This is a genomic window from Bacillus sp. AK128 (assembly GCF_053903075.1).
The window spans coordinates 3,045,189-3,058,195 of sequence record NZ_CP096379.1; the positions used below are offsets into that span (position 1 = coordinate 3,045,189).

Here is a 13,007-nt window from a genome sequence, read left to right on the forward strand (position 1 = left end):
GAGTACTTGCTCCTTCCTTCAAATATATCCATATTATATTACGAATACTATCTAAGGAGGCAAATAAACATGTATCCAGCACATAGAGCATCTTATGCTCATGATCAACGTTTTCCGTTTTTACCCTTTGTTACAGGTTTAGCGATTAGCCCATTATTGTTTGGACCGAGACCTTTCAGACCTTATTATTATGGACCAAGACCCTTTTACCCCGGCTATCCATTTTACGGCCCACCATATGGATTCCCTTATGGAGGACTATATGGATATAAATAAAAGGTTGTAAAGCTCTACCTAAATCATTGTTGTTTTTCAATACCATTTTCGATATTCCCTTTTGTATTTGTAGCAACTGTATCTCACATAGAAAAGAGAGAGCTGTTTAATGTACGGAAGCTCAGACTGCTAAGGACAAATCCTACTTCTGGGTTTTTTTCGAAAACAACAATATATACTATCACCCTGTGAAAAGAAGCCGATGTTTGGCTTCTTTTTATGTTAAAACGTTTGGATTTTTTTTAAAGATAGGATATCATTAGACTATAGAAAGGAGACCAATCAATGGATGATAAAAACAAAGTAAACCAACTTTCCATACAAAACCTTACTCAAGCTATATTTTCGGTCAATAGACATGCTAAAACTGCAACAGACCCAAAATACTTGTACTTACTAAAGAGAAAAGCATTAGAAAAACTAGTTCACGAGGGAAAGGCTAAAAAAGTAGGGCTTCATTTTTCTCGAAATCCCAAAAATAGCCACCAACAGTCAGATGTTCTTGTATCTGCAGGAGATTATTTTTTTCATATGCCTCCTTCAAAAGAAGACTTCGAACACCTTCCACACTTAGGCTCATTAAATCAGACCTACCGAAACCCTAAATCTAATATGGCATTGTCCCAAGCAAAAGAGGTATTACAAGATTATGTTGGTGTGTTGCCTACCACACAAAAACCTCAGAAAAAACTGACCAATCCAAAATATCAAAAACCAGTATTTAAGCGTCTTGGTGAAAGTTACAGGTAAGATAAAATCCATAGAATTATCATAATAAAAGTAATATAAGAACAAAGAAAAGACCAAATCATTAAATGATTTGGTCTTTTCTACGACTAAACGATACTTAATCTTTTTCAGGAACCATTATTTGCCCCTGTGGTCCTTGATTAAGTAATGTTTGCATAATAATTTTTGATAACATACTAGGTGGATAAGGTTTTACAAGATATTCTTTAGCTCCTAGTTCTAATCCACGGCTCTTCTCTTCTAATGCAGAAGAAATAAAGATAGGAATCTTGTTAAGAGCTTCATCGTTTTTCATATGCTTAAGAATATCCCATCCATCAAGATTCTCATCTTCTAGCATAATGTCTAGTACAACAACATCAGGCTTAAACTGATCCAAGGAATCAATGGCATCTTTTGCATTAGTTACAGCATACACCTTAAAACCACTTTCTTCCAACTCCGCCTCTAGAAGTTTCGCTAGACTAGAATCATCTTCAACGATTAATACATTCCTTCTGTTTGAAACAGGTTGGACTTCATTACTAAATGCTTGATTTTGGTTGGATGATGAGGCACTTTGTTGGTTTACGACTGGAAATTGTAAAATGAAAGTACTTCCCTCTTTTAGTTCCGATTCAACAGAGACTTTCCCACCATGTGCCTCCATGATTTCTTTCACAATCGATAAACCTAGTCCTGTTCCACCAATTCTTCTTCTGTCTGAATTATCTACTCGATAAAATTTTGTAAACAGGTTAGGAATCGCCTCAGATGGAATACCTAGCCCTTGATCCTTAATCGCTACCTTTACCCATCCTGACTCCTCATACACATCAATTGTTATTTCTCCACCTTCAGGAGAATACTTTATCGCATTATTAATTAAATTAGTAAACACTTGAGAAATTTTATCTTGATCTCCTAAAACAGTAGTTAACTCAGTCTTTTTAGAAACATGAATCGAATGTTGAGTTAAACTGATTCTTTGCGTATCCACTACTTGATGAATAATAGTCATTAGATCTTCGTACTTTTTCTCATATACTTGCTTTCCTGATTCCATTCGCTGGACATCTAAGAAATCATTAATCAGAGAGGTTAATCGTTTTGCTTCTTGATATATGGTTGATAAATATTTTTTCTGTCTCTCTGGCTTTAACTCCTTGTTAATCATTAATTCGGTAAAACCAAGAACACTAGCTAGTGGTGTTCTCAATTCGTGACTTACAGTACTTACAAACTCTGATTTCATTTTATCGACTTCGAATTCCTTGGTTATATCTCGGTGAACAAATACGGTACCAAACTTAATCTTTCCTCGTGTTAATGGTTCAAAATATACTTGAATGACTCTTTGCTTAGGTGACTGAATATGATATCTGTAAGTTGTGATATCATGGTTCCCATTAATTACGTCATAGAAAAAGTTGACGAGTCCTTCATCTTCTTCTGTGCTCGCAGAAAATTTCTTGATCCAATTTTCGAATTCAATCCCTTCCAAGTCACGAGAATTACTGCACCCAATTAAGTCACATAGGTTATTATTTACTTGAAGGATCTTTCCTGTTACATCGACTAATTGAATACCTTCGTGGATGGTATTCATCATATCCTGGGTAAGAATTCGATCCTGTTCGGATTCCTCATAAACCTTAATTCTTTCAAGAGATATGGTGATTTGCTTAGCTAGTGCCTCTGACTCATACAATTTCTCCTCTTCAAAAACAGACCCAAACTTCGTAAATATTAAAACTCCGATTACATTTGAAGACCCATTTAATACAGGAACATATAAATCAGAGCAATAAAGTGTGCTTGAATGGTAATCCTTTTCGAGATCAGTTGCCTCTCTTTTAACTACATAAGGCTTTTTGGTATCAATTGCTCTCCTAGCTGCGCCTTCTGAAAGAGTAGATACTAGTTTATTAGCACGCTCTGGGGATATACCAAAGAATGCAAAGTCGCGCATATTAAGTAAACCGATAAAACCAGTATCAGCCTTTAAAACGTAACACATATTCTCTACTATACTATTTAAAACCTCATCTTTATTAAGAGAATACGATAGACCGTTAACAAACTTGTTTCTTATAATTAGATTTTGTTCATTCTTCCTTAAAGAGTCTAATGCATTTTCAAGCTCTGATTGTTGGGCTTGCAACTCCTCTTGTTGAGCATACATTTCCTCGTTTTGAGCAACTAATTCCTGCTCATTATTTTGTATACTCAATATCATTTTTCCAAATGCTTTCGTTAAGGTACCAAGCTCGTCTTTTCGGTTACTATAGAAATCAAAGGTTGTTTCCTCACCTTGAGCGATTAAATTAGCAGTATGTGCAAATTCACTAAGTGGACCACCAATTCTTGAAAGCATTGTTTTTAACATCCAACCAAGTGAAGCTAACATAAGAAGTATTGAAAGCAAGTAAATATATTGACTTTGCTTTAATTTACTAGATAATTCCTGAAAGTTCTGCTGAACGTTTTGATCCATAAGCAGGCGATAATCTTTTAGAGTATGTTTCATTTGCCAAACTTCATCAGATAAGCCATTGATAGCGTCGTCAACAACTTCATCTGCGTTACCCTCTTCGATATCACTTACGATTCTTGGAAAAACTTCCCCCACAAAATACTGATGAAATCGGGAAACCTCTTGATAGAATTCTTCATCCGTTTCATTATTTTTTAATTGTTCTAGTAAATAAAGATTTGTTTCAAGAACCGGCAATTGATCATTAGCTCTATCTAAATAACTTTTAGAAATATTTCCATAAGCAATATGTCCTCTCGTTTCAAAAAATAAATCATTAAAACCATAATCTAAATCTTGGGCAACCTTTTCTTTGGCTTCATTTTCCTTGTTTAAGAACTCATAATGATTGGTAATATTTTGTTCATACATGGATACTAATAATGAAATTAAAACAAATAAAATGGCGAAAATCCCTACGATTAATACAAACTGTCTTGACAAGCTACTAGAAAAATACTCCCTAATCTTCACGAAGTATCTCCTCGACTCTAGAAACTAAATCAAGAGGACTAAATGGTTTTGACATAAAATAGTTTGCTCCTGCTGCCAAAACAATTTCCTGGTCTTTTTGCTGGCTTTTTGCCGACAACATCATAATTTTCAATTCTTGTTTCTCAGGGTTTTGACGAACTTTTTCAATTACTTCTAGCCCAGTATATACAGGCATCATATAATCTAAAATGACAAGATCATACTCACTACTCTCAATCTTTTCTACAGCTTCCTCTCCGTCACAAGCTTCATCCACCTCGAATCCTTCATCCTCAAGGGTATCAACGACTAGCATTCTTAGCACTTCTTCATCTTCAGCAAGCAATATTTTTTTAGACATATAAGCCCTCCATTTTAAGAGTCATTAGAAACACCTTTTCTCACCATTTCTCCCCAATCACGTTTACGTTTGATCACATGCCAAATCCCTTCACATCTCCATAGAACTGTTAATGGACGGTACCACAATGATTCAGTAAATGAAAAGAAAAATAGTTTAAATATATCCGACACTTTAGGGAACTTTCGCAAGCTCCATTCTTCTAATAAAACTGCCATCATAGAGAATAAAGATCCATATAGAAAGGCAATTAAAAAAAGTAAAAGAGCAAATTCAAGATAGATCCCACCCAAAAATAATGAAACGATCATGATAATAAATCCAACTAATTCTATAACTGGTCCTAAAAATTCTATAAAAAGAAAATAGGGCATTGATATGAACCCAATGCTACCGTACTTAGGGTTAAAAAATAGTCGTTTATGTGTCCACAGACTCTCAAACAACCCACGATGCCAGCGTGAACGCTGTCTTCTTAAAAACTTTGCTGATTCAGGCGCTTCTGTCCAGCAGACAGGATCCGCCACATAGACAATACTCTTATTTTCTTTACGTTCTTTTATGAGTCTATGAAGTCTGACTACTAACTCCATGTCCTCACCAACTGTGCTGTGGTTATATCCACCCGCATCGACTACCCACTTCTTTGAAAAAACCCCGAATGCTCCAGACACGATTAACAATAAATTATGTCGGCTCATGCCTACTCGTCCCATCAAGAAGGCACGCAAATATTCAATTACTTGCATAATCACAATGGGCTTTGTTGATAATCCGATTTTTACCATCTCTCCATTTTCGATCACGCAGCCATTTGCAATTCTAATACTCCCACCTGACCCTATGACGTCTCCATCAGAGTCAATAATGGGCTTCATCACCTTTAAAAAAGCATCTCTTTCTAATACAGAATCACCATCTAACGAACAGAAATAAGGATAGTTTGAAGCATTTATACCCGCATTTAGGGCATCTGCCTTTCCACCATTCTGTTTATCAATCAAAAATAAATTACCGTATATTTTGGATTGGTATACTGCCTTAATCTCCTTCGTTTCGAGTTTTTTTTGAACTACTTTATTCACTTCGACCATTTGAAACCTTGTTATCATTTTATCTAACGTATCATCCTTTGAGCCATCATTGATTACGATGACCTCATATTCAGGATACTCAATACTTAATAAGGAACGAATACTTCCATAAATCCCTGCTGATTCATTGTAGGCTGGTACTAAAATAGAAACAGGCTTTGTATAACTTTCCTGTAGTATATCCTGATACGGCTCTTTTTGGTCTAGTTGATATTGTCTTCGCAACTGTATAAACGATATAGCGAGCATTCCACTATAGAATACAATAACAAACACCATATAGAGGAGTACAACCCAACCTCCAAACGAAACTAAATTTAACCAAATATTATCTAATTGCTGCATCATTCGTTCCTTTCTCAAGCCACTCTATCGCCATGTCTCGAGCAAATTGATCGGTTGATTGCGCCAAAACACCCTTTAGTAATTCGATACCGTTTGGGTATCTTGCAATAGCAGCACCTGCTTGTTGTCTAACGACAAACATAGTATCACTCATTCTTTCAATGATGAATGGGATGTAGTCCTTTTTCCGGACCGACCCACAAATTTTAAGTGCCATAATTCGTTCTTCATAGTTTTGTGATTGTAAGTGTTGTTTCATTTCTTCTTCTGATAAAGGGCTTGAAAGATTTGCCAATGCTTTTAAGGCACGAATTCGGATTTCAGCATGACTACTTCCTAATTGCTGTTTTAAAAAACCACTAAATTCATGGCGGTTTTCTATCCCTAGTATGTCTATAATGGTTAATTTCATCTCATTGGAAAGTTGATCATATTTCGAGACAAAATAATGGAATGTCGATTCTGTCATATTACTTACTAAAAGTCGATAAACAAACTCCGAAATGGGATATTTCAAATTTGTAATTGTCGAAAAAAGCTCAGGATGATCGAATTTCACCATCAACTTAAGCACTTGCACAATTTCTGGTTCCGTTAAGCTTTTACGAGAATGGTAAAAGGAAACAACGTCATTTAACATGGTCTTCATCCTGAAGGATTCAATATTATATAAGACATTCATCCTTTTACTCCATCTACGGTGAGACAGATCTTTTCTGAACCTTTCCAAAAAATACTTTTCTGAAAATGCTTCCATTCTCACCTCTAGCTCTTCCCCCTCAACAACATTGGCAAATTCATTGAGAAGCTCTTCTAGGGCTGCATATTTAAAATCACTATCAGGTAAAAGATGTCTAGAACGCTCCCCTTTATATAAAAACCTAAACATATTATCCCGATACTCTTCCTTATAAGAATCGATCATTCTTCTATTACGATTTTCTACTGCTTTTCTAATCGTTAAATATAGTAACAAGATGATTAGTGAAAGAAGTAAGAAGACGATTACATACACCAAAAGGTAAATAGGATTGTCCACTTTTACTTCACCCTCTGTACCAAACGTTTTAGTCTAGCTTCTAGTTCTAGAAGATTAAATGGTTTAGTCATATAATCATCAGCACCGAGTTTTAATCCTCTTGTTATATCCTGTTCACTTTTTCTAGAGGTTAACATAACAATCGTATATCGATCTGATTCCTTTTCTGAACGTAGTCTCTGTAGGACTTCGAGTCCATCCATTCTAGGCATCATTCCATCTAATAACAGAATGTATTGGTCACTACTTTTATACCAGTCAGACTCAATAAACTTTGCTCCATCACGGAATGCTTCAACCTCTAACTGAACCGATTCTTCCTTTTGCATCTTTTCAATCATTTCAATAATCATGGTCCTAATAATTGGGTCATCATCCACAATTCCAACCTTAACTACCTTCTTATGTGAAACACTGTCATTTGTATTGGCTGATTTAATACAACTTCTACCTGTATTTTTCGCCTCATATAAAGCTGAATCTGCTAGATCAATCCAATCCTCAACCCGTTGATTCCCATTTGTCACCTCAACGACTCCACCTGAAAATGTAACAGTAAAGGATTGACCATTAATGATAAATTCCTCTTTTTTAAACTGATCTAATATCTCTTCAAGCGTTGTTTTCGCAAGGGCCATATTCGTTCTAGGCAGCAATAATACGAATTCCTCTCCACCGTATCGGATAATAATATCCGCGCTGTTCAACTGCTGTTTTAAGAAATTTGCAAACCTCCGGAGAACTTCATCCCCAGCTATATGACCATATGTATCATTGATTGTTTTAAAATGGTCTAGGTCTAGAATTGCCAGTGAAAGATTCTCAGAATTCCGCAAAATCTCCTGTTGGAAAATCTCAAATACTTTATTCAAGTATTTACGGTTATAAACTAGTGTTAACTCATCAATTAAAACTAAGTGATCAATAAGCTCTTTTCGCTCTAGTTGGCGACGAATTCTTACGATAAACTCGTCCATATCAAATGGCTTTGCTATAAAATCATCAGCACCCATTTGATAGCTTTTCATCCTTACTTCTTTTTGATGATCCATACTAATCATGATAGTAGGAATAAATTGCTGTTTCATCTTATCTTTAAGATAATGTAATACATCAAATCCAGAAGTGGATTTCATATAAACATCAATAATAATACAGTCTGGCTTTAAATCATAAAGCATGGAGACTGCTCGACTAGGATCTGTTAAAGCCATAACAAGGATATCCTCTTTTTCAAGCTCTTCTTTAACGAACATTAAAAAAGTTGGATCATCATCAATTAACAGAATAAGTGGTTTATTCCCCTTACTCTGAAACTGATTTGTTAGGGCATGAGCTTCATCCGATTCGTTATAATAACAAATAGATAAAAGGGGCATTAGAAAAACCCTGAGTTCTCTTTGTTCCCAATCCTTTTGGTCAGATTCTTTTAGTTGGTCAAGTAGCTCCCTTGCACTATCACCTATTTCATGTAATCCAATTGTAGAAGCAGTACCAGTTACAGAGTGGAGAAATCGATAGACCTCCTCATGAGGAGTACCCTGTATATATTCTTTATCAAACCAAATATTGATTTGCTTCCTAACATTATTTAGTAATAAATCTCTATATTTTTGCACCTATATTCACTACCCTTTTAACTACTTTATGCTTATATGATAACAATAATAAATCTGTAATTAAATTGAAAACAACTACAGAAAAATAAGAGGCTGGGACAAAACCTAACACCCCAGTCTCAAAGACGAATAATCTCAAAATTACTCTACCTATCAAATATAATACTGTTTTCGTTTTTTTTATACTTTTTAACTAGTTAAACTGGAAAAACAGGGTTGTTCCATTGCGCTGCAGACACTTGCTTTCCGCGGGGAGGAAGTCGAGCCTCCTCACTGGAAAAGTGGAAGTGCCCCGGTTAGCTCCGACAAGCAAATGTTCCTACATCAAGAAAAGGGTGATCTTTCCCATTTCTTGATGTAGGGTTATTTGACCTCGAGGAGCTGGGCACTGCAACTAGACAAGCTGCGCCTGTGGGGTCTCGACCTTTCCTCTATCTCCAGAGAAAAAGCTCTTTCCTTTTTCCTTGCAGGAGTCAAGTGTCTTCCGCTCCATTACACTAGGTTTTAAAAATAGTATGCAAATTAACAAATTGATTGAAAGTAACAAATACAAACCCGAACTAGTAGGTAAAAGATATATCAAAATATCACCAAATTGTTCGGGTTTATCACTGGCTGGAATACTTATGTCCCAGCCTTTTTGTTAGATTTTTATAATATCAATTGGTCAATTTTTTGGACTAACTCTGCAATTTCTGGTTTACTTATTTGTGCATCTGCTCCCACTTGCTTACCCTTATGCAGTTGATCTTCTGTAATTAACGAAGAGAAAATCACAACAGGTAGCATGGACAGAGTAGCGTCTTCTTTTACGACCTTTGTTAAATGATGGCCGTCCATTTGAGGCATTTCAATGTCTGTAATAATGATTTGAAGTTCCTCTTTAACCACATTTTGGGCTTTCAATTGGTCTAAATACAATAATGCTTCTTTACCGTTTTCGAAAAAGGTAAGATTTGTATAACCAGCTTCAGTTAAAGTATCTTGAATTAATTTTCTTAACAAAGAAGAGTCCTCTACCACCATTAGTTTCTTTGTAGAGCGTTCTCTCTTTCCAAGAGCAGCAATACGATCCATGGTAATCCCAGAAGAAGGATTAATATCTACTACAATTTTCTCAAAATCTAATAGAAGGATCATTCCTTGTTCCTGCTTCACCACTCCGATGATTTGACTTTCTAAGCCTTGATACATCTCAGAAGGTTTTTCAATGTCTTCCCAAGAAATTCGATGAATTTGTGAGACAGAATGAACATGAAAGACCATTTTCGTTTTATTAAATTCAGCCACGATAAATTTATCATGAACCGGTTGAGAAGAAACTGGATAACCTAATGCTTTGGCAACGTCCACCACAGGCAAAACCTCTCCACGTATATCAATGATCCCTTCAATATTTGGATGGGATCTAGGTATTTTAGTAACCGGAGCTGGTTGGATGATTTCCTTTACTTTAATCACATTTATTCCAAATTTATTTTCTCCTATTGTAAACTCAACAATTTCAAGTTCATTTGTACCACTTTCAAGTAAGATTCCTTTTTGCTTTTCTAACATTCTTGATCCATCCCTTCACAAACCCTCTTTTACTAGTATATCGACATTTTTCTACTTAATTTGCATATTGATTAAAAATAAATATCTCATACCTAAAAGGAAATAGAAATACCCATCTTACGGTTAATTTTTTAAAGAAGTAAAATTTACTTGGACAACAAAAAAGGACTTGTCAATTGGACAAATCCATGCTTATTAATACAAATATTTTAACACTCTTTCATCTGCTAAATTTGTATCAATTGGGCATATATCTGAATCTCTCCCATATTGCCATAGCCACACATTCGCTTTACATTTTGGAGTGATTGGATTGAATCGGGGTGCATTTCTTTCTTTTGTTACACCTGGTTCTGGTTCTGCACTCCATAATACAGCTTGAACGGCGATCTGATTATTTTCTTTGACAGCCTGACAATAGGCTTCTTGAAACCCGCCCTTAACCGGATCATGGTAAATCCCTGCACGGTAGCCAGTTGGATAAAGATTCTCAACCCATCCTCTAATCCATTCACTATCAACGGAAAAGAAGTTTTCAATGTTTGCAAATAGGAGTATATCCTGGGGAATTCCAAGTCGTTTCGCGTTAAACACAGCATTTCTTGCCGCGATTCTTCCTCTATCATATCCAACAGCCTCTGTGAACACATTATAAATTGGCAAAACTCTAGTGCCCTTAGAGCGAATAAAGGAAATCTCTTCCTTTGTTAAACCATCAGATACATTCGGAACATCAGTTAAATAACGCCCCCAATACTTTGGATTACCAAAATTTGATCCTATACATGAAAAAAGCGACTCCGTTACTCGTGCAGCAGAATCAACACCCCAGACCTTTCGTGCCATTTCCTCCACATCCTTTTTATAAACTAGTTCATTTATATGTAAGGCTAAGGTTGGTTCATGATTAAACTTTAAGTGCATGGTTTTGTTACATAGTAAATGTCTAAACCGGAAAGATGATCCTCATAAAGTAACTCAATTTAATAAAACACCGCTTTGAATTGGACTAATCTGCATAAACAAAATCAATGGATTCATACTAAGACAAGATATCATTAATGATTGGGAAAGGAATAATTGATTATGAAAAAGATTTCGTTAGTTTTAGTAGGTGTTTTATCACTCTTATCTGGCTGTACAAATGCAAATACATCCCCACCAGCAGAAGAATTTACAACCAATACAAATGCATCAAATGATTCACGTGGTAATGAACAACAAACCACAGATGAACAATTAGTTGACTTCAGAGAAGATATGAAAGAACATGACGAAAACCTATCTGTTGTTGAAGCAGAATCTCTAGTTCATGATCATCTAAACTTAGAGCCGGGAAGTGATACCATTGTCATGTTTGATTCTAGACTAGATAATGGAGATTATTTAATCTATGTATACGATCTTCTAGAAGAAAACAAAGGAACCAAACAACACCATAATGAAGGATTGTATAGAGTAGACCCCAAAACTGGAGAAATTCAAAAGTATAAAAAGGCTGTTAATCACTAAACGAATTTGAACATCAAAAAACCTCTATTCAATTACGAAAGAGGTTTTTTGATGTTCTCATTTTTATATTTAGTAATTAGCAATTATATGATATCTTGCTCAAAGCATTAATTGAGATCAATGGTTGAACTAGATAAAATGGGTAAGTTGATTACTACCTTTGTACCGCTATCAAGAATACTTTCATAATGAATCGTGCCTTTCATCTCTCGAATCAATCGATTGGAAATCATACTACCAAGACCTGTTCCTTTAGATTTAGTTGTATAGTAAGGTAACCCTATTTTTTCAAGTTCCTCCTTACTCATCCCTTTCCCACTGTCCTCAATGATAATCTCGGCACTCTGTTTATTTCTGTTTAGCTTAACCGAAATTTTCACGTATCCCTTTTCATGTATTGACTCAATCCCATTCTTAACGAGATTCATTATAGATTGCTTCAAGTGATTTTTATCCGCATATACCCTATAACCATCATGTAGCTCAGTGTACAATTCAACATTCTGATAAGCAGCAAGCGGCCTTAGAAGTTCTACCACATCATTTAAAATCTCATGTAAGTCAATTACTTCTAGCTCAACTCTAGTAGGTTTAGCTAGTCTCAAATAATCTGTAATTATTTTATTAGTCCGATCCAGCTCTTCTAAAATTAAGGGATAATACTTTTCAAACTTCTCATCCTTCGTATCTTGTCCTAAAAATTGGATAAATCCGCGCACCGTTGTAATAGGATTCCTAATTTCATGAGCAAAGGAAGCGGCCATCTGACTTACGGTCGAAAGCTTATCAACGTACACAGTCTCCTCAAAATGGAGATTAGAGACAATCATTCTTTCAATTACAAAAATTAAACTAAAATAGGTAACCATAAACGAGGTAAAATAAATAAGGTAAAAAGGATAACTCAAAAAAGAAATGGTATAGTAAAGAATGACAATATATGGTCCCATATAGGCTAGTAAGATTACAATCGAATAAACTAATTTTCGTTCTGAACGAAGAAAAGCTTTTCTGAACAAAAGAGCTACTCCAAAAGCCAGTAATGTAACAACTAACCCCACTGTTGCAAAGCTGCCTCCAATTACAAACCATCTGAAAATCAAAGAAATACTTGTACAAAGGAACCCTGGGATAAAGCCACCGTAAAGCGTTGTAATTATAATCACAAGCATTCGGAGATCAAAATTAGTCTCACCTAGTGTCTCAATTGGATAAATCATACATAGGAAACTAGCTAAAGAACCAATACAACCATAGATTACTTTTTCTTTTAACCGAAAAGGTTTACCTTTCTTAAACGGGAAAAATAAATTTGCGTTAAAGGTAAGAGAAAACAAAATCGTTATATTAACCACTAAGGGTTTAATTATAGATAACATAAAGTGCCTACCTTATTGTTTTTAATTACCTTTCTATATTATCTATCAAACTTCAAATTATCTAGTCCATAATTAATAATTTATAG

Annotated in this window: 11 protein-coding genes; 3 read left to right on the plus strand and 8 right to left on the minus strand. The window is 35.2% G+C overall.

Annotated elements, in window-relative coordinates:
- Nucleotides 1-69: 69 nt before the first annotated feature.
- Together M1D60_RS15240 and M1D60_RS15245 are read left to right on the plus strand one after the other, a co-directional pair.
- Nucleotides 70-276 carry a penicillin-binding protein gene (locus tag M1D60_RS15240; RefSeq protein WP_456275689.1) on the plus strand — a complete coding sequence of 69 codons (207 nt, stop codon included), beginning with the start codon at nt 70-72 and terminating at the stop codon, nt 274-276.
- 285 nt (nt 277-561) lie between these two features.
- Entirely contained in the window at nt 562-1,026 is a 465-nt protein-coding gene (locus M1D60_RS15245) for a YkyB family protein (protein ID WP_456275690.1), read from the plus strand.
- A 97-nt stretch (nt 1,027-1,123) separates the two neighbouring features.
- On the opposite strand, the gene M1D60_RS15250 is transcribed toward M1D60_RS15245, so the two are convergent.
- The 7 genes from M1D60_RS15250 to M1D60_RS15280 form a co-directional block, all read right to left on the minus strand.
- A complete protein-coding gene (locus M1D60_RS15250) occupies nt 1,124-4,015 on the minus strand; it encodes an ATP-binding protein (RefSeq protein WP_456275691.1) in 2,892 nt (963 codons plus the stop codon).
- The gene (locus M1D60_RS15255) at nt 4,005-4,376 is read right to left on the minus strand and encodes a response regulator (RefSeq protein ID WP_456275692.1); all 372 of its coding nucleotides are present in this window, start codon (nt 4,374-4,376) and stop codon (nt 4,005-4,007) included. The genes M1D60_RS15250 and M1D60_RS15255 overlap by 11 nt, the downstream gene beginning before the upstream one ends.
- 14 nt (nt 4,377-4,390) lie before the next feature.
- Complete coding sequence (locus M1D60_RS15260) at nt 4,391-5,818, minus strand: glycosyltransferase family 2 protein (protein ID WP_456275693.1); 1,428 nt, start codon at nt 5,816-5,818, stop codon at nt 4,391-4,393.
- On the minus strand, nt 5,799-6,854 hold the full coding sequence (locus tag M1D60_RS15265; RefSeq protein ID WP_456275694.1) for a HEAT repeat domain-containing protein: 1,056 nt from the start codon (nt 6,852-6,854) through the stop codon (nt 5,799-5,801). The genes M1D60_RS15260 and M1D60_RS15265 overlap by 20 nt, the downstream gene beginning before the upstream one ends.
- A gap of 2 nt (nt 6,855-6,856) precedes the next feature.
- Nucleotides 6,857-8,473, minus strand: coding sequence for a diguanylate cyclase (locus tag M1D60_RS15270; protein ID WP_456275695.1), 1,617 nt, complete (start codon nt 8,471-8,473; stop codon nt 6,857-6,859).
- A gap of 651 nt (nt 8,474-9,124) precedes the next feature.
- A complete protein-coding gene (locus tag M1D60_RS15275) occupies nt 9,125-10,030 on the minus strand; it encodes a chemotaxis protein (RefSeq protein ID WP_456275696.1) in 906 nt (301 codons plus the stop codon).
- Nucleotides 10,031-10,225: 195 nt separating this feature from the next.
- Entirely contained in the window at nt 10,226-10,876 is a 651-nt protein-coding gene (locus tag M1D60_RS15280; protein WP_456275697.1) for a glycoside hydrolase domain-containing protein, read from the minus strand.
- Between the two features lie 240 nt (nt 10,877-11,116).
- Here M1D60_RS15280 and M1D60_RS15285 point away from each other — a divergent pair, with 240 nt between their 5' ends.
- A complete protein-coding gene (locus tag M1D60_RS15285) occupies nt 11,117-11,542 on the plus strand; it encodes a hypothetical protein (protein ID WP_456275698.1) in 426 nt (141 codons plus the stop codon).
- A 107-nt stretch (nt 11,543-11,649) separates the two neighbouring features.
- On the opposite strand, the gene M1D60_RS15290 is transcribed toward M1D60_RS15285, so the two are convergent.
- Nucleotides 11,650-12,921 carry an ATP-binding protein gene (locus M1D60_RS15290; RefSeq protein WP_456275699.1) on the minus strand — a complete coding sequence of 424 codons (1,272 nt, stop codon included), beginning with the start codon at nt 12,919-12,921 and terminating at the stop codon, nt 11,650-11,652.
- Between the last annotated feature and the right edge of the window lie 86 nt (nt 12,922-13,007).